General features: G+C 70.8%; 12 protein-coding genes. 9 read left to right on the top strand and 3 right to left on the bottom strand.

The window, feature by feature from the left end; translation table 11 throughout:
* The first annotated feature begins 340 nt into the window (after positions 1-340).
* The 3 genes from M8J73_RS02220 (at position 341) to M8J73_RS02210 (ending at position 6,147) form a co-directional block, all read left to right on the top strand.
* On the top strand, positions 341-2,944 hold the full coding sequence (locus M8J73_RS02220) for an IucA/IucC family protein (protein ID WP_372503877.1): 2,604 nt from the start codon (positions 341-343) through the stop codon (positions 2,942-2,944).
* Positions 2,945-3,014: 70 nt separating this feature from the next.
* Positions 3,015-3,764 (top strand): GNAT family N-acetyltransferase, encoded by a 750-nt coding sequence (locus M8J73_RS02215; protein WP_055537964.1) that lies wholly within the window; start codon positions 3,015-3,017, stop codon positions 3,762-3,764.
* Positions 3,765-4,116: 352 nt separating this feature from the next.
* Entirely contained in the window at positions 4,117-6,147 is a 2,031-nt protein-coding gene (locus M8J73_RS02210; protein ID WP_249828153.1) for an ATP-dependent DNA helicase, read from the top strand.
* 134 nt (positions 6,148-6,281) lie between these two features.
* Here the strand turns inward: M8J73_RS02210 and lexA are convergent, their stop codons facing one another.
* On the bottom strand, positions 6,282-7,058 hold the full coding sequence (lexA, locus tag M8J73_RS02205) for a transcriptional repressor LexA (RefSeq protein WP_055541837.1): 777 nt from the start codon (positions 7,056-7,058) through the stop codon (positions 6,282-6,284).
* A gap of 560 nt (positions 7,059-7,618) precedes the next feature.
* On the opposite strand from lexA, the gene nrdR reads away from it, so the two are divergent.
* Both nrdR and M8J73_RS02195 read left to right on the top strand, forming a co-directional pair.
* The gene (nrdR, locus tag M8J73_RS02200) at positions 7,619-8,182 is read left to right on the top strand and encodes a transcriptional regulator NrdR (RefSeq protein ID WP_055541836.1); all 564 of its coding nucleotides are present in this window, start codon (positions 7,619-7,621) and stop codon (positions 8,180-8,182) included.
* 160 nt (positions 8,183-8,342) lie between these two features.
* Positions 8,343-11,237 carry a vitamin B12-dependent ribonucleotide reductase gene (locus M8J73_RS02195; protein ID WP_055541835.1) on the top strand — a complete coding sequence of 965 codons (2,895 nt, stop codon included), beginning with the start codon at positions 8,343-8,345 and terminating at the stop codon, positions 11,235-11,237.
* Between the two features lie 69 nt (positions 11,238-11,306).
* Here M8J73_RS02195 and M8J73_RS02190 read toward each other — a convergent pair whose 3' ends face one another.
* Positions 11,307-11,840, bottom strand: coding sequence for a TerD family protein (locus M8J73_RS02190; protein ID WP_055541834.1), 534 nt, complete (start codon positions 11,838-11,840; stop codon positions 11,307-11,309).
* 154 nt (positions 11,841-11,994) lie between these two features.
* Between M8J73_RS02190 and M8J73_RS02185 the strand changes: the two genes are divergently transcribed.
* From M8J73_RS02185 to M8J73_RS02170, 4 genes are all read left to right on the top strand, one after another.
* A complete protein-coding gene (locus M8J73_RS02185; protein WP_249828152.1) occupies positions 11,995-12,600 on the top strand; it encodes a YdbC family protein in 606 nt (201 codons plus the stop codon).
* Between the two features lie 142 nt (positions 12,601-12,742).
* Complete coding sequence (locus M8J73_RS02180) at positions 12,743-13,402, top strand: histidine phosphatase family protein (protein WP_079055212.1); 660 nt, start codon at positions 12,743-12,745, stop codon at positions 13,400-13,402.
* Between the two features lie 12 nt (positions 13,403-13,414).
* Positions 13,415-14,320 carry an ADP-ribosylglycohydrolase family protein gene (locus tag M8J73_RS02175; protein WP_055542414.1) on the top strand — a complete coding sequence of 302 codons (906 nt, stop codon included), beginning with the start codon at positions 13,415-13,417 and terminating at the stop codon, positions 14,318-14,320.
* A 223-nt stretch (positions 14,321-14,543) separates the two neighbouring features.
* The gene (locus tag M8J73_RS02170; RefSeq protein ID WP_372503876.1) at positions 14,544-16,367 is read left to right on the top strand and encodes a DUF4153 domain-containing protein; all 1,824 of its coding nucleotides are present in this window, start codon (positions 14,544-14,546) and stop codon (positions 16,365-16,367) included.
* A 141-nt stretch (positions 16,368-16,508) separates the two neighbouring features.
* Here the strand turns inward: M8J73_RS02170 and M8J73_RS02165 are convergent, their stop codons facing one another.
* Positions 16,509-18,056: an MFS transporter gene (locus M8J73_RS02165; protein ID WP_055542415.1), complete on the bottom strand. Its 1,548-nt coding sequence runs from the start codon at positions 18,054-18,056 to the stop codon at positions 16,509-16,511.
* Positions 18,057-18,168: the final 112 nt, after the last annotated feature.

Below are 18,168 nucleotides of genomic sequence, written 5' to 3'. Positions count from 1 at the left end.
GGGATCGGCCAACCGGCCGGTGGGGGCAGCCCGGCCGACCGGTCGGCGTCGGCGGCTCGGCCAACCGGCCGGTGGGGTCACCCCCACGCCACCCCACCAGCCCTCTCGGCAGCCGGTCCGCCCAGACCCCGAGGACGTCCAGCACCGGCCTTGTCCCCACCCCGGCCTCGTCCCCCGCCATGTGCTCTCCCCGCGCCGACCCGCACCTGACTCCCGCCGCACGAGCGCGCGACCATCCCGCGCGCACCACCGCAACCGCCTCGCGCGGATCACCGCACGACCACCCGCGCGGACCACCGCACGACCACCCCCGCCAGGACCACCACATCCAGGAATCACCTTGACCGCGACCCCCGCCTCCGAAGGCCGCACCGATGCGTCCGAGGTTGACGCCCCCTCCCCGCGGGCGCCCGTTACCCCGGCCGAGCCCGAACCCGAGGCCGTGCCGACAGACGCGCCCTCCCGACACCGGGCCACCGGGCACCCGCCCCTCCCCACCCCCGAGCTCCTGGACCATCCCGACCCGCACATCGCGGCCCAGGCCGCGGCCGTCGAGAACCTGCTGCGTTGCTGGGTACGCGAGCACGACCTCACCCGCCCCGACGACGCCACCCTCCGCATCCCCCTCCCCGCCACCGGAACGGCCCTCCTCGTCCCCATCCACTACTGGTCCCCGACCGGCTGGCACCGCTTCGGCTTCCCCCGCCTCGCCGACGCCCCCGAGACGGCACCGGCCGCCGACGCGGTGACGGTGGCCGCGCTGCTGTCCAGAGAGGCGGCGGCAGGGGCGGGGGCGGGAGTGGCCGTGCCGGGTGCGGGTGACGCGGCGGTGGACGACGACTCGCCTGTGGCCGTAGTGCGGCTCGCCGCGACATGCCCCCAGGTGCCGTCGGCTGCCGACCAGCCCGCCCGGCGTGGGCAGGCGGCACCGCATGACCAGCCGACACCGCACGGCCAAGGGGCCCAACCTGGGCAACCGGTCCCACTCAGCCCACTGACCCCGCACAGCCAGCCTGTTCCGCACGACGGAGCGGCTCCGCGCAGCCAGCCTGTTCCGCACGACCAAGCGGCTCCGCGCAGCCAGCCTGTTCCGCACGACCAAGCGGCTCCGCGCAGCCAGCCTGTCCCGCACGACGGAGCGGCTCCGCGCAGCCAGCCTGTCCCGCACGACGAAGCGGCCCCACACAGCCAGTCGGCCCCGCACAACCAGTCGGCCCCGCCCGACCAGTCGGTCCTCCTCGGCCAGCCCGCCCCACTCGACTCGCTCGACCTCGTCGGCCGGGTCGCCGACTCCGCTCGGCGCGTCGCCGGGTTCATCGCCGAACGTCGGGTCCGGCCGGATGACGGGCCGGATCTGTTCCTCGCCGCTGAGCAGGCCCTCGTCCTCGGTCATCCGCTGCACCCCACCCCGAAGAGTCGGGAAGGGCTGTCCGAGGCGGAGGCGCGGCTCTACTCACCCGAGTCGCGTGGCTCCTTCCCCTTGCACTGGCTGGCTGTCGCACCCTCCGTTCTGTCGACCGACTCGGCGTGGACGGAGCGCGGCCGGGTCGTCCCGGCCGAGCAGCTGAGCGCACGGCTGGCCGGCCCCGGCCTACCGCTGCCCGACGGCTACGCCGCCCTGCCCGTCCACCCCTGGCAATGGCGCGAGGTCCGGCACCACCCGACCGTCGCCGCCCTCCTCGACGCCGGACTGCTGCTCGACCTCGGCCCCCACGGCTCGCCGTGGCACCCCACCTCCTCCGTCCGTACCGTGCACGGCACCGCCGCCCCCGCGATGCTGAAGCTGTCGCTGGGCTTGCGGATCACCAACTCCCGTCGGGAGAACCTCCGCAAGGAACTCCACCGGGGCGTCGAGGTCCACCGCCTGCTGCGTACCGGTCTCGCCAAGCAGTGGCAAGCCGTCCACCCGGGGTTCGACATCGTCCGCGACCCGGCCTGGCTGGCGGTCACCGCGCCAGGCGGCGACCCCGTGTCCGGCCTGGACGTGGTGATCCGGCACAACCCGTTCGGCCCGGCGGACGACGCGTGCTGTGTGGCGGGGCTCGTATCACCGAGGCCGTACAGGGACCGAGCGCCAGTGGGCGGGCCACCCGCGGACGGGCCGCACGCAAGCAGGCAGCATGCGCACCGGCCGTACGCGGACGAGCCACTCGCGGCCGGGCCACCATCGGACGGGCCGTTCGCGGAAGGCCCCCACCCGGATGGCGCGCACCAGGCAACCCGCATCCCCGGGCAGCGGGTCTCCGTCCCCGACCGGGCGCCGCATCGCCACGCGGCCTCGCAGGCGTCCGGCCATGCCGACCGTCCTCCGGAGGGGCCCGCCATGCGGTCCCGGCTCGCCGAGGTCGTCACCCGGCTCGCCGGGCGCACCGGCCGTCCCCGAGGTGCCGTTGCCGCCGAGTGGTTCCTGCGCTACCTGGAACAGGTTGTGCGGCCCGTGCTGTGGCTGGACAGCGAGGCCGGGATCGCCCTCGAAGCCCACCAGCAGAACACCGTCCTCCTGCTGGACCCGGACGGCTGGCCCAGGGGCGGGCGGTACCGCGACAACCAGGGCTACTACTTCCGCGAGTCCCGCCGCGCGGACCTCGACGCCCGACTCCCCGGCATCGGCGAGCACAGCGACACCTTCGTCTCCGACGAGGTCACCGACGAACGGTTCGCCTACTACCTCGGCATCAACAACGTGCTCGGTCTCATCGGTGCGTTCGGCTCGCAGGGCCTCGCCGACGAGCGACTGCTGCTCGCCGCCTTCCGCCGCTTCCTCACCGATGTCGCCACCGGCCCCGCCCGGCTGGCCACCCCCCTGCCGGCCCTGCTGCTCGACTCACCCGTCCTGCGCTGCAAGGCCAACCTGCTGACCCGGCTGAACGGCCTCGACGAACTCGTCGGCCCGGTCGACACCCAGTCCGTCTACGTCACCATCGCCAACCCCCTCCACAGCTGATCCGATCACTGTCGACTCCCTTCACGCCCCGAGGAACATGACCCACCCCATCCCCTGAGAGGAGCGTCGCGTGCCTCCCACCGACGCGAGCACCACATCCGGCACCGACACGGGCACCACCCGGGCCCCCAGCAACGAGGACACACTCGAACTGCGCCTGCCCGACGACTGGGCCGCGTTCCTCGCGGAGGACGCCGACCCGGACGGTGGGGGCACCGACCCGGGCGGGGCGGCACTCTCGGGCAAAGGGGAACTGCTGGATCACCTCGCCGACTGGAGACCGACGGTCACCCCCGTCGGCACGCTGCGCCTCCTCCCCGTCCGCCTCGAACGGGACCTCCCGCTGATCACCCGCTGGATGAACGACTCCGCCGTAGCCTCGTCCTGGAAGCTCGCCGGACCCGAGGAGGTGACCGCGAACCACCTCCGGGCCCAGCTCGACGGTGACGGCCGCAGCGTGCCCTGTCTCGGTCTGCTGGACGGCACCCCCATGAGCTACTGGGAGATCTACCGGGCGGACCTCGACCCCGTCGCCCGCCACTACCCCGCCCGGCCCCACGACACAGGCGTCCACCTCCTCATCGGGCCGGTGGCCGACCGGGGGAGAGGTCTCGGCTCCGCCCTGCTCCGCGCCGTCGCCGATCTCGTCCTCGACAACCGCCCTTCCTGCGCCCGCGTCGTCGCGGAACCCGACCTTCGCAACTTCCCCTCCGTCTCCGCTTTCCTCACCGCCGGTTTCCGGTTCTCCGCGGAGGTCGACCTGCCCGACAAGCGGGCCGCCCTCATGATCCGGGACCGGCTGCTGCGCGATCTGATGTAGATCCGATGTGCACCTGCTGTGACGCCGTCATTCCTGGTACACCGCCCGGCCCGATCCGGTTCCCGATCGGGCCGGACGAAATGCCGAGCACGTCGAGCAGCGCCCGCTTCCCTCCCCCTCCCCACCGAAGAGAACCCCTCTTGATCCCGCGCCCCGCCCTCCAACCCGACCTCTGTCCCGCGCTCCGCGCCACCCCTCATCCCGACCTCCGCCCGGACCCCCGTCCCGACCTCCGCCCGGACCCCCGTCCCGCCCTCGGCGCCGCTCCGCCCGCCCCCTGCCCCACCCCTCCTCCCGCCTCCTCCGTCGCCGTCACCCGTTTGTCAGTGCGGCGCCGTAGGGTGGTCGCGCTATGACGAAGCCCTCACTCCACGAACTCCTGCACGCCGCCGTCGCCGCTGTCGGCGGCATGGAGCGCCCCGGCCAGGTGACCATGGCCGAAGCCGTCGCGGAGGCGATCGACGACGGCTCCCATCTGCTGGTCCAGGCGGGCACCGGCACCGGTAAGTCGCTGGGCTACCTGGTGCCCGCCCTCGCACAGGGAGAGCGCGTCGTCGTGGCCACGGCGACCCTGGCCCTCCAGCGGCAGCTCGTGGAGCGGGACCTGCCGAGAACGGTCGACGCGCTGCACCCGCTGCTGCGCCGCCGCCCCGAGTTCGCGATGCTCAAGGGCCGGTCGAACTACCTGTGTCTGCACCGCCTCAACGAGGGCGTGCCCCAGGACGAGGAGGACGGCCTCTTCGACCAGTTCGAGGCGGCCGCCCCCTCCAGCAAACTGGGCCAGGACCTGCTGCGGCTGCGGGACTGGTCGCAGGAGACCGAGACCGGCGACCGGGACGACCTCACCCCCGGTGTCTCCGACCGCGCCTGGTCCCAGGTGTCCGTGTCGTCGCGCGAGTGCCTGGGCGCCTCGAAGTGCGCGTACGGCGCCGAGTGCTTCGCCGAGATGGCCCGGGAGCGCGCCAAGCTCGCCGAGGTCGTCGTCACCAACCACGCCCTGCTCGCGATCGATGCCATCGAGGGCGCCCCGGTGCTCCCGCCGCACGAGGTGCTGATCGTCGACGAGGCCCACGAACTGGTGTCGCGGGTGACCGGCGTGGCCACCGGCGAGCTGACCCCCGGCCAGGTCAACCGCGCGGTGAAGCGAGCGGCGAAGCTCGTCAACGAGAAGGCCGCCGACCAGCTCCAGACCGCCGCCGAGGGCTTCGAGCGGCTGATGGAGCTGGCGCTGCCCGGACGCCTGGAGGAGATCCCCGAGGACTTGGCGTACGCCCTGATGGCCCTGCGCGACGCGGCCCGTACGGTGATCACCGCGATCGGCACCACCCGCGACAAGTCCGTCCAGGACGAGGACGCCGTCCGCAAGCAGGCCCTGGCCGCCGTGGAGAACGTGCACGAGGTCGCGGAGCGCATCAGCAACGGCTCCGAGTGGGACGTCGTCTGGTACGAGCGGCACGACCGCTTCGGTGCCTCCCTGCGCGTGGCCCCCATGTCCGTGTCGGGCCTCCTCAGGGAGAAGCTCTTCGCGGACCGGTCCGTCACCCTGACCTCGGCCACACTGAAGCTGGGCGGTGACTTCAACGGCGTGGGGGCGTCCCTGGGACTGGCGCCCGAGGGCACCGAGGGTGACGACTTCCCGCAGTGGAAGGGCGTCGACGTCGGCTCGCCGTTCGACTACCCGAAGCAGGGCATCCTCTACGTCGCCAAGCATCTGTCGCGTCCCGCGCGGGACGGTGACCGGGCGGACATGCTGGACGAGCTCACGGAGCTGATCCAGGCGGCCGGCGGCAGGACGCTCGGCCTGTTCTCGTCGATGCGGGCGGCCCAACTGGCGGCGGAGGACCTCCGGGTCCGCATCCCGGAGTACCCGATCCTCCTCCAGGGCGAGGAGACGCTGGGCGAGCTTATCAAGGGCTTCGCGGCCGATCCGAAGACCTGTCTGTTCGGCACGCTCTCGCTCTGGCAGGGCGTCGACGTGCCGGGCACCAGCTGCCAGCTGGTCGTCATGGACAAGATCCCGTTCCCGCGTCCCGACGATCCGCTGATGAGCGCCCGCCAGAAGGCTGTCGAGGAAGCGGGCGGCAACGGCTTCATGGCGGTGGCGGCCACCCATGCCGCCCTGCTGATGGCCCAGGGCGCCGGCCGCCTCGTGCGGGCGCAGGGCGACCGGGGCGTCGTCGCCGTCCTCGACCAGAGGCTGGCCACAGCTCGGTACGGCAGCTATCTGAAGGCGTCACTGCCCGACTTCTGGTACACCACGGACCGTAACCAGGTACGGAAGTCGCTCGCGGCGATCGACCAGGCGGCGAAAGCCTTCGAAGAGGCGAGGGCCATCGAAGAGACGAAGGCTCTCGAAGAGACGAAGGCCCTCGAAGAGGCGTAGAAGCCGGTGGCCCGCCCCCGACAGGGGACGGGCCACCGGGCACGGAAAGCCCAGGACCCCGGAACCGGCGCAGTGGATTCCGGGGCCCGGATCAGGGGCGCGGACCGGCACGGGAGGCCGTCCGCCGCGAGGGGTCAGACGCGGCGCAGAACCGCCACCACCTTGCCGAGGATGGTCGCGTCGTCACCCGGGATGGGCTCGTAGGCGGCGTTGTGCGGCAGCAGCCACACATGGCCGTCCTCGCGCTTGAAGCGCTTGACCGTGGCCTCGCCGTCCAGCATGGCGGCCACGATGTCGCCGTTCTCGGCGACCGGCTGGCGGCGGACCGTCACCCAGTCGCCGTCACAGATCGCGGCCTCGATCATGGAGTCACCCACGACCTTCAGGACGAACAGCTCGCCGTCACCGACCAGCTGGCGCGGGAGCGGGAACACGTCCTCGACCGACTCCTCCGCCAGGATCGGGCCACCGGCCGCGATCCGGCCGACGAGCGGCACATACGACGCGGCGGGCTTACCGGCGGTGTCGGTCGGCTGCGCCGCCGCCTGGTCGGAGCCGCGGACCTCGTAGGCACGAGGGCGGTGCGGGTCGCGGCGCAGGAAGCCCTTGCGTTCCAGGGCCATCAGCTGGTGCGCCACGGACGACGTGCTCGACAGGCCGACCGCCTGACCGATCTCCCGCATCGACGGCGGGTACCCGCGCCGCTGCACGGAGTCCCTGATGACCTCGATCACCCGGCGCTGCCGGTCGGTCAGTCCGGAGCTGTCGGCCCTGATGCCTGGAGGTCGGCCGGGCAGGGCCCGCTTGGGCCCGTCATGGTTCGGAACTTCGTTCATCGCGTGCACCGGCTCGAGTCGGCCCTGGGAGCGGTCCTGGGCAGTGATGGTGGCGCTGTCTGCGGTCGTGGTCACGTCGGCCCCTCTCGATGGTCTCCCGTGCAGCACAACGGTAGTTGCTTTCGAAAGGTTGCGCCAAACACACGTTCGAGTGAAAAACCGTGGATTACCTGACGTGACCATGTGTGCAGGTGTATGGCTCGACTGCTCCGGGCGGACAAAACCGCTGATTGCTGTACTCTTCACCGCCGGGGCGGGGGCTTCGTGGGCCGCTGTCGCCGCGCGGCACAGTCTGCCACTCCCCGCTTCTTCCGTCGGGTACCGGTGCCCGGCTTTCTCCGGTTCCCCTCGCGTTCCGGTCCGCTCCGGCGCGTTCGGGTCCGTTCCGCGACGGCGCGGATGCGCTCCGCGACGGCTCCTCCGTCTGGCACTTGCCAGTACGGGTGCGACACGCGCGTCGTGTGGGGATTTACGTGCCAAGCCCTACATCTAGTGCTTGGATTGCAGCAACAGCCCAGAAGTTGTGGTCCCCCCGGTCTGAGGGCTCATGGTCATCCCCTATGCTTGGGGCTGCTTCCGCGGGGTCCAAGAGGCTCGTGGAGCTATTGAGTCGTGCTGTGAGGAGGGTTGGAGTTATGCACTGTCCCTTCTGCAGGCACCCCGACAGCCGTGTCGTCGACAGTCGTACGACGGACGACGGCACGTCGATCCGCAGGCGCCGCCAGTGTCCGGACTGCTCCCGTCGTTTCACGACGGTGGAGACGTGCTCGCTGATGGTGGTCAAGAGGTCCGGTGTGACCGAACCCTTCAGTCGTACCAAGGTCATCAACGGCGTCCGCAAGGCATGCCAGGGGCGGCCTGTCACCGAGGACGCGCTCGCCCAGCTCGGCCAACGGGTCGAGGAGGCGGTGCGTGCCACCGGCAGCGCCGAACTGACCACCCATGACGTGGGTCTGGCCATACTCGGTCCGCTGCAGGAACTCGACCTCGTCGCCTACTTGCGGTTCGCCTCGGTCTACCGGGCCTTCGACTCGCTGGAGGACTTCGAGGCCGCCATCGCGGAACTCAGGGAAGAGCAGGGGAAGCGCCCCGACGCGGACGACGACGGCGTCGACAACGCGGTCGAGGGGTGCCGGGAGAACGACCGCGGGTCCGGAGGGGCTGCCCAAGTCCCCGTGCCCGCCAACGCCGCCGACTGAGGGCGGGCCGCACCTCCGGACCGTCAGGACCGGGTGGTCGGCGGCGATCGAGACCTGTCGCGGACGGCTGTGCGAGCCGGGTCGCGACACAAGACAGAACACCGTGTCACAGGAACAAAGTGGCACTTCAGGGCGTTTTAGCCCGATACAGGGAGGCGGCATGACAGAGACGGCGAGCGGTCCGGCACGGAGTTCCCGCGCCAAGGGCACCAAGGCGAGCAAGGGCCTGCGTATCGAGCGCATCCACACCACCCCTGGCGTGCACCCGTACGACGAGGTGGCCTGGGAGCGCCGTGACGTCGTCATGACCAACTGGCGCGACGGCTCGGTCAACTTCGAGCAGCGTGGCGTCGAGTTCCCCGAGTTCTGGTCGGTGAACGCGGTCAACATCGTCACCAGCAAGTACTTCAGGGGCGCCGTCGGCACCCCGCAGCGTGAGGTGAGCCTGAAGCAGCTCATCGACCGCATCGTGAAGACGTACCGGAAGGCCGGTGAGGACTACAAGTACTTCGCCTCGCCCGCCGACGCCGAGATCTTCGAGCACGAACTGGCGTACGCCCTCCTGCACCAGATCTTCAGCTTCAACAGCCCCGTCTGGTTCAACGTGGGCACCCCGCAGCCCCAGCAGGTCTCCGCCTGCTTCATCCTGGCCGTCGACGACTCCATGGAGTCGATCCTCGACTGGTACAAGGAAGAGGGCATGATCTTCAAGGGGGGCTCCGGCGCCGGCCTGAACCTCTCCCGCATCCGTTCCTCCAAGGAACTGCTCTCCTCCGGTGGCAACGCCTCCGGTCCCGTCTCCTTCATGCGCGGCGCCGACGCGTCCGCGGGAACGATCAAGTCGGGCGGTGCCACCCGCCGCGCCGCCAAGATGGTCGTCCTGGACGTGGACCACCCGGACATCGAGGACTTCATCGAGACCAAGGTGAAGGAGGAGGAGAAGATCCGCGTCCTGCGCGACGCGGGCTTCGACATGGACCTCGGTGGTGACGACATCACCTCCGTCCAGTACCAGAACGCCAACAACTCGGTCCGTGTGAACGACGAGTTCATGAAGGCCGTCGAGGCGGGCGGCGACTTCGGTCTGCGCGCCCGGATGACCGGCGAGGTCATCGAGCAGGTCGACGCCAAGGCGCTGTTCCGCAAGATCGCCGAGGCCGCCTGGGCCTGTGCCGACCCCGGCATCCAGTACGACGACACCATCAACAACTGGCACACCTGCCCCGAGTCCGGCCGGATCACCGCGTCGAACCCGTGCAGCGAGTACATGCACCTGGACAACACGTCCTGCAACCTGGCCTCGCTGAACCTGATGAAGTTCCTGAAGGACGACGGCAAGGGCAACCAGTCCTTCGACGTCGAGCGGTTCCAGAAGGTCGTCGAGCTGGTCATCACCGCGATGGACATCTCGATCTGCTTCGCGGACTTCCCGACCCAGAAGATCGGCGAGAACACCCGCGCCTTCCGCCAGCTCGGCATCGGCTACGCCAACCTCGGCGCCCTGCTCATGGCGACCGGCCACGCGTACGACTCCGACGGCGGCCGCACCCTCGCCGGCGCCATCACCTCCCTGATGACGGGCACGGCCTACCGCCGCTCCGCCGAACTGGCCGCGGTCGTCGGCCCGTACGACGGCTACGCCCGCAACGCCGACGCCCACAACCGCGTCATGAAACAGCACTCCGACGCCAACGGCACCGCCGTGCGCATGGACGACCTGGACACCCCGGTCTGGGCCGCCGCCACGGAGGCCTGGCAGGACGTGCTCCGCCTCGGCGAGAAGAACGGCTTCCGCAACTCGCAGGCCTCGGTGCTCGCCCCCACCGGCACCATCGGCCTTGCGATGTCCTGCGACACGACCGGTGTCGAGCCGGACCTGGCGCTGGTCAAGTTCAAGAAGCTGGTCGGCGGCGGCTCGATGCAGATCGTCAACGGCACGGTCCCGCAGGCCCTGCGCCGCCTGGGCTACCAGGAGGAGCAGATCGAGGCGATCGTCGCCCACATCGCCGAGCACGGCAATGTGATCGACGCCCCGAGCCTCAAGCAGGAGCACTACGAGGTCTTCGACTGCGCCATGGGCGAGCGGGCCATCTCCCCGATGGGCCACGTCCGCATGATGGCCGCGATCCAGCCGTGGATCTCGGGCGCCATCTCCAAGACGGTCAACATGCCGGAGACGGCGACCGTCGAGGAGGTCGAGGAGATCTACTTCGAGGCCTGGAAGCTCGGCGTCAAGGCGCTGGCGATCTACCGCGACAACTGCAAGGTCGGCCAGCCGCTCTCCGCCAAGACCAAGGAGTCGGAGAAGGCGGAGATCACCGAGAAGGCCGAGGAGACCATCCGGACCGCGGTCGAGAAGGTCGTCGAGTACCGCCCGGTCCGCAAGCGCCTCCCGAAGGGACGTCCCGGCATCACCACGTCCTTCACCGTCGGCGGCGCCGAGGGCTACATGACCGCCAACTCCTACCCGGACGACGGTCTCGGCGAGGTCTTCCTGAAGATGTCCAAGCAGGGCTCCACCCTCGCGGGCATGATGGACGCCTTCTCCATCGCGGTCTCCGTCGGCCTCCAGTACGGCGTGCCGCTGGAGACGTACGTCTCGAAGTTCACCAACATGCGCTTCGAGCCGGCCGGCATGACGGACGACCCGGACGTGCGGATGGCCCAGTCGATCGTCGACTACATCTTCCGCCGCCTGGCGCTGGACTTCCTGCCCTTCGAGACGCGTTCCGCGCTCGGCATCCACTCCGCCGAGGAGCGTCAGCGCCACCTGGAGACGGGTTCGTACGAGCCCGCCGAGGAGGACGTGGACGTCGAGGGCCTGGCCCAGTCGGCCCCGCGGCAGACGGACCTGAAGGCCGTGGCCACGCCGAGGGCCGAGGTCGAGGCGGCCAAGCCCGCCCCGAAGCAGGCGCACACCAGCGCCGAGCTGGTGGAGATGCAGCTGGGCATCCACGCGGACGCCCCGCTCTGCTTCTCCTGCGGTACGAAGATGCAGCGGGCCGGTTCCTGCTACATCTGCGAGGGCTGCGGCTCGACCAGCGGTTGCAGCTGACCTCTTGAGACAGTGAAGGGCGGCACAGCTCATGGCTGTGCCGTCCTTCGGTGTCCGTGGCGTGGAGCGTCAGGACTCGCGTGGGGCGCCCATCACGCGGGCGAAGGTCGCCGGGTCCTCGTCGTAGCCGTGGAGACCGGGGAGGAGGCTCCAGGAGCCGGAGCCGTCCCGGACGAACTCTGCGATGACCGCGGCTGTGGAGCCCTGGACGGAGGCGAAGTCGTCCTCGGCCAGGACGGTGTAGTCCTCGCGGATGCGCAGGGCCGGCTTGCTGACGTCACCGAAGGTCTTCGGGCTCGCCCCCTGCTGTATGGCCACGCCGATCACGACGCGCCCGTACCGGCTGTCGAGCCGGTTCAGCTCGACCGTCATCACCTCGTCCCAGCCGAAGCCCTGGCCGGTCTTGCTGTCGCGGTTGAGGGTGATGGTGCCGTCGGGCGAGCGGCTGTCGAAGTGCACGACGTAGGCGGGATCGCCGCTCGGGTCGGCCGCCGGGTAGGTCGCCGCGATGATGTCGAGGTCCGAGGGCGGCTGACCGGCGGGGCTCGGATCCCACTTCAGTGACACCTCGACCTTGCGGATGCCCTTGTTGAGGCCGTTCAACAGAACTCTCCTCCCCGTTCTCCGGTGCGTGAGGGCCGAACTGCTCCCCAGTCCATGCCAGTTGCCCATCCTCGCATGCGTACGCCGGCGCTCGCCGGGCCATAACCCCTCGGAGAGTGACCGGCGCCACGCTCCGTGGCCTTACCATGGCGCGGTGCTGGTCAAGTGGATTCGCTGCACCGTGGTCGACCGCCGCGGCTTCGAGCGGGGGCAGCGAAAGTGGGCGGGGCTTCTGGGGGAGCCGGGATTCCGTGGACAGGGTGGGGGCTGGAGCCGGGCACGACCCGGGGTGGCACACATCTTCTCGTTCTGGGAGAGCCGTGCCTTCTACGACTCCTTCATGGCCCGATCCCACGACCGTCTCGCCGCCTCGCAGTCCGGCACCTACAAGGACGCGCAGGTCAAGCTGTTCGACTACCGCTTCGACGTGAAGACCGGCTTCGAGCCGCGCTTCGGGGACGCCGACGTCGTACGGGTGGCGCACTGCCGTGTCCACGAGGAGCGCGCCGAGCACTTCGCGCTGATGCAGGAGAAGGTCTGGAACCCGGCGATGGCGGGTTCCCCCGGAATGCTGCGGGGCCTGTTCGGCGAGGCGCCGGGCCATGAGTTCTTGATCCTCTCCATGTGGCAGTCGGCCGCCGAGCACGGCAAATACCGCGTCGAACGCATCGAGCGCCTCGCCCTGCGGGCCCAGATCGAAGCGGATGTCGCCGCCCTCGCGGGCGACATCGTGGAGCTGGAACCGAGCTGGACGGTCTGACGCCGAGAGGGGCCTGCCTGGGACGTCGGAGATCCGGACTCGGGTGGGGCCCGGAAACCGGACTGTCAGGATCCGTGTGATCTACGCCGTAGGTGCCCCGGACAGGTGCTCGTTACTGCCCCGTGCCCCTTAGGGTTTTGGCATGGCACGACCACGGCGCATCGTCCTTGTCCGGCACGGCGAGTCAACGGGCAATGTTGATGACACCGTGTACGAACGTGAGCCCGACCATGCTCTGGCCCTCACCGATCTGGGCTGGCAGCAGGCCGAGGAGACCGGTAAACGGCTCCGGGAGCTGTTCGGCCGGGAGCGGGTCAGCGTCTACGTCTCCCCGTACCGCCGGACGCACGAGACCTTCCAGGCCTTCCATCTGGACCCCGAGCAGGTGCGCGTACGCGAGGAGCCCCGCCTGCGGGAGCAGGACTGGGGCAACTGGCAGGACCCCGAGCAGGTGCGCCTCCAGAAGGCCTACCGGGACGCGTACGGCCATTTCTTCTACCGCTTCGCACAGGGGGAGTCCGGAGCCGACGTGTACGACCGGGTCGGCAACTTCCTGGAGAGCCTGTTCCGAAGTTTCGAGGACCCCAACCACCCGCCGAACGTCCTGATCGTGACCCATGGGCTCGCCATGCGGCTGTTCTGCATGCGCTGGTTCCACTGGACGGTCGCCGAATTCGAGTCGCTGTCGAACCCGGGCAACGCGGAGATGCGGATGCTCGTGCTCGGGGAGAACGGCAAGTACACCATCGACCGGCCCTTCGACCGCTGGCGTGACCCGGAATGGTACGGGGCCACCAGTTAGAGTGGCAGGGCGATGACCGCTGACTCCTCTCCCGACGGCCGCCTGGAGCGCGCCCTGGCCAGCCTGCGCGGACTCGCGGTGGGGGACGCGCTGGGCTCGCAGTACTTCGTGCCGGTGAACTATCCGCTGCTCAAGCGCCGTGAGACGCCGCCCGGCCCCTGGCAGTGGACCGACGACACCGAGATGGCCTGTTCCGTCGTGGCCGTCCTCGCCGCCCACCAGCGGATCGACCAGGACGAGCTCGCCCGCTCCTTCGCCGTCCACCACGACTTCGACCGGGGCTACGGGCCCGCGGTCAACCGTCTGCTGCGGCTGGTCCGCGAGGGCGGCGACTGGCGTGAACTGGCCTCCGCCCTCTTCAACGGCCAGGGATCATGGGGCAACGGCGCGGCCATGCGGATCGCTCCGCTGGGCGCCTGGTACGCCGACGACCCCGAGCAGGCGACGCACCAGGCGGAGATCTCGGCGTACCCCACGCACCAGCACCGCGAGGCCGTCGTCGGTGCCATGGCCGTCGCCGCGGCCGCCGCCCTGGCGGCCGACCCGGCGGGGCCGCCGACCGCCGCGGCGCTGCTCGACGGGGTCATCGCGCTCGTCCCGAAGAGCGCCGTCGGCGCGGGGCTGCGGCGTGCCCGGGACATGCTCGACTACGCCGACGCGGACACGGTCGCGGCCGTATTGGGGTGTGGCCGGCGTACGACGGCGCACGACACCGTGCCATTCGCGCTGTGGTCGGCCGCGCGCGCCCTCGGTGACTACGAGACGGCGTTCTGGACCACCGCCCAGGCCGGCGGTGACGTCGACACGACCTGCGCGATCGTCGGGGGAGTGGTCGCCGCCGGCGGCAAGGGCGGGGCGCCTCCCGAGGGATGGGTGGACCAGACAGAGGCCCTGCCGGACTGGGCGCCTGTGCGGTAGTTCCGGCTGGAGGGATCCGATTCGGCGAGGCGGTCGCGTGGCGGCGGCCCGCTTCCCGGGGCTCGATCGTCACAACCGCCTCAAGTGTCACAGGCGTGCCACAGAGTGCTTCTCGGTCTCTGTCATGGCCGGGCGAGCCGCATAGCCTGTCCGGCACGCCGCTGTTGATCTTGACGATGTGCGGCGCCGAGACACCGGCCCCCGACCCTTCCGCCGCAGCGGCATGCCGCCGGCGGTTGGCGGAAGCGGGCCGGTCGGGGGAGGGGGTCCCGTGTCCGAACCACCGTCCACGCCGACAACGCCCGGGTCCGAAGGGCGAACGCCCCGGGCGCGAGCCTCGGGCGAGCAGCGCGGCTCGGATGCGGCTGCGCCCGCGCAGGCGTCCAGGGAGGCCGCGGCAGATGCCGCGGACGTAGGGGACGCGGGGGATCCGACGGCGGAGCGTTCGGCCGCTGAGCAGGCGTCTGCGGGGTCGGTCACCCCGTCGGAGTCGACGCGCTCGGTTGCCGGGTCTGGGACGGCGAGCGGTGGGGCAGCGTCTCCGCCGCCACGTGCGGCTGGGCCCGGTGTCGAGGAGCCCGCGCCGATCCGTACCGCGACGCTCTGGGCCGCGCTGGCCACCGGGCTGCTCAGCATGCTGCTGCTCGGGGACGGGATGGCGGTCAACCTGCTGGTTGTCGCCGTGCCCGCGACGCTGGCCGTGTACTTCGCCGGGCGACGGGCCGGCCGGCGGCCCCGCGCCTGGTCGCTCGTGTGGGGCGCGGGAGGGCTCGCCCTGCTGGTCGTGCCCTCCGTGCGGGCCGCCGAGTGGCCCTCGTTCCTCGCCGTCGTCACCGCGCTCGCGGCGGGCTCGCTCGCCCTGCACGGCGGCCGCACCTGGCCGGCCGTCCTGTTCGGCCCCGTCGGCGTGTTCACGGCGGTGGTCACCGGACCCGCCTGGGCCTGGCAGGGGCTGCGGGAACGCGCGGGCGGCGACCGGAGCAAGGTGGGGCCCGCGCTGCGGTCGCTCGCCGTGGCCGCGGGGCTGCTGCTGGTCTTCGGCGTGCTGTTCGCCCAGGCGGACGCCGCCTTCGCCGACCTCCTCGGCGCCCTGGTGCCGGACGTCTCCACCGAGGACGGGCCCTGGCGGGTCCTGCTTTTCATGCTGGGCCTCTTCGGGACACTCGCCGCGGCCCGCACGGCCGCTGCGCCGACCCGCTGGGACCGGGTCCAGGTGCCCGGCGGAGTGGCCCGCGGTCGTGTCGAGTGGGCGCTCCCGCTGATCGGACTGATCGTCCTCTTCGCCGCCTTCAACGCCGTCCAGCTCGCCGTGCTCTTCGGAGGCTACGACGCCGTGCTGGCACAGACCGGGCTGACCTACGCCCAGTACGCGCGGCAGGGCTTCTGGCAGCTGCTCACCGCCACCTTGCTCACCCTGGCCGTCATCGTCGTGGCGCTGCGCTGGGCGCCGCGTACCCGATCGAGTGACCGCACGCTCGTGCGGGCCGTGCTGGGAACCCTCTGCGCGCTGGCGCTCGTTGTCGTGGCATCCGCTGTGCGCCGTATGGACATGTATGTGGAGGCCTATGGGCTGACGCGACTGAGGATCTCGGTGGTGGCCGTGGAGCTGTGGCTCGGCCTGGTCATCGTGTTCATCATCGCGGCCGGGGTGTGGGGTGCCCGTCTGCTGCCGCGGGCCGTCGCGGTCAGCGCGCTCGCCGGGGTGCTCGCGTTCGGGTTCGTGTCGCCGGACGAGCTGATCGCCGAGCGCAACGTCCAGCGGTACGAGAGCACGGGCCGGTTCGACCTGGAGTACGCGAGGGGGCTGTCCGCCGACGCCGTACCCGTCCTCGACCGGCTCGAGGAGCCGATGCGCTCGTGCGCGCTGCGGGACATCGCCGCCGAACTGGACGAGGAGCGGGACACGCCCTGGTACGCCACGAGCTGGGGAGAGGCCGAGGCCCGGCGCATCCTTGCGGAACGGCCGGTGGCGGCCGAGGTGAGCGGGCCTCCGAGTGGGCCGACCTGCGGCGAGTCGAGGTGGGAGCCGGAGCCGTTCGGCCGCTGAGGCAAGCAGGTGCGTGGTGGGCGCCGGATCCCTTGGTCCGCTGAGGCAGGTGCGTGAGTCCCCTGGCCTGCCCCGTGCGCCGGACCACGGCCCCTGCCTCGGGCTTGGCCTGGGTCGTGGTCCGGCGTCGGCGGGTGGCGGTCAGCCTCCGGTGGGTCCCGCCGTTCCCGCGAGGGCGTCCAGGTCGCTCTTGCGGACCCTGATGACCACCGCGGCGGTGGCCAGGGCGAGGACGGCCATCGCGATGGCCGGGATGAACGCCGTCGCGATGCCATGGGCGAGCACCTCATGGCTCCAGGGGGCCGGAAGCTGCTGCGTCCTCGCGAACTCGGCCTTCTGCTCGGGCGACGCCTCCGCCATGAACAGCCGCACCTGCTTCTCCCCCTCCTCACGGCTGGCCGTACCGAAGACCGTGGTGAGGATGGACAGACCCAGCGAACCGCCCACCTGCTGCGTGGCGTTGAGCAGCCCGGACGCCGCGCCCGCCTCGTGCGGGGCGACCCCGGAGACGGCCGTCAGGGTCAGCGTCACGAAGTTCAGCCCCATGCCGAAGCCGAACAGCAGCATCGGGCCGAGCACACCGCCGGCGTAGGAGCTGTCGGGGGTGATCAGGGTCTGCCAGGCGAGGCCGAGCGCCACCAGCGTCGAACCGCCCAGCATGAACGGCTTCGGCCCCAGCACCGGCAGGAACCGCTGCGACAGACCGGCACCCGTGACGATCGCGACGGTCACCGGCAGGAAGGCGAGACCGGCCTCGATCGGCGTGTACCGCAGCACGTTCTGCACGAACAGCACGATGAAGAAGAACATGCCGAACATCGCCGCGGCCAGGCTCAGCATGATCACGTACGTGCCCGACCGGTTGCGGTCGGCGAACATCCTCAGCGGGGTGATCGGCTCCTTGGCCCGGCCCTCGATGGAGCCGAACGCCAGCAGCAGGACCACCGCCGCCGCGAACGAACCGATGGTCAGGCCGTCGCGCCAGCCCTCCTCGGCCGCGCGGATGAAGCCGTACACCAGGGACGCCATACCGGCCGTCGAGGTGAGCGCGCCCGCTATGTCGAACCGTCCGGGGTGCCGCTCCGACTCGCTGATGTACATCGGCGCGAGCACGGCGATCAGCACACCGATGGGCACGTTGACGAAGAGCACCCACCGCCAGTCGAGCCATTCGGTGAGCATGCCGCCCGCCAGCAGACCGATGGCGCCGCCACCCGCCGAGACCGCGGCGAACACCCCGAACGCCCGGTTCCGCTCGGGCCCTTCCGGGAACGTCGTGGTGATCAGCGCCAGCGAGGTCGGCGACGCGATCGCGCCACCCACCCCCTGGAGGGCGCGCGCGGCCAGCAACTGCCAGGGCTCCTGGGCGAGACCGCCGAGGAGCGAGGCGAGCGTGAAGACGAGGATGCCGGTCATGAAGACCCGGCGGCGACCGAGGATGTCCCCGGCCCTGCCCCCCAGGAGCAGCAGCCCGCCGAACGTCAGCGTGTACGCGCTGACCACCCATGTCAGGTCGGTGGTGCTGAACTTGAGCGACTCTTGAATGTGCGGGAGGGCGATGTTCACAATCGTCGCGTCCAGTACCACCATGAGTTGGCAGGCCGCGATGACCGTGAGCGCGATGCCGGGATGCCCCTCCCGGCGGGCTGCTCCCGGCTTCTGATGCTGAATCAACGGAGAGGTTGTCACTATGGGTCCCCCACAAGTGCCTTAGTGAACGCTCGCGTTCACTGTCGCGTCAACGGTAGTGAGTCCCCCTTAGTGAACGCAAGCGTTCACCGAAGTCGCCGCCGTGCACGCC

Origin of the sequence: Streptomyces neyagawaensis (genome assembly GCF_023516595.1) — a bacterium.
GTDB classification, from domain to species: Bacteria; Actinomycetota; Actinomycetes; order Streptomycetales; family Streptomycetaceae; genus Streptomyces; species Streptomyces neyagawaensis.
Note: the sequence above shows the minus strand (reverse complement) of the source record. Positions and strands in the feature narration are given on the sequence as shown.

Coding starts and splice junctions, on each gene's coding strand:
- M8J73_RS02195 (WP_055541835.1), top strand. CDS start 8,343: ATGACAGAGACGGCGAGCGGTCCGGCACGGAGTTCCCGCGCCAAGGGC.
- M8J73_RS02175 (WP_055542414.1), top strand. CDS start 13,415: ATGACCGCTGACTCCTCTCCCGACGGCCGCCTGGAGCGCGCCCTGGCC.
- M8J73_RS02170 (WP_372503876.1), top strand. CDS start 14,544: ATGCCGCCGGCGGTTGGCGGAAGCGGGCCGGTCGGGGGAGGGGGTCCC.
- M8J73_RS02180 (WP_079055212.1), top strand. CDS start 12,743: ATGGCACGACCACGGCGCATCGTCCTTGTCCGGCACGGCGAGTCAACG.
- nrdR (WP_055541836.1), top strand. CDS start 7,619: ATGCACTGTCCCTTCTGCAGGCACCCCGACAGCCGTGTCGTCGACAGT.
- M8J73_RS02210 (WP_249828153.1), top strand. CDS start 4,117: ATGACGAAGCCCTCACTCCACGAACTCCTGCACGCCGCCGTCGCCGCT.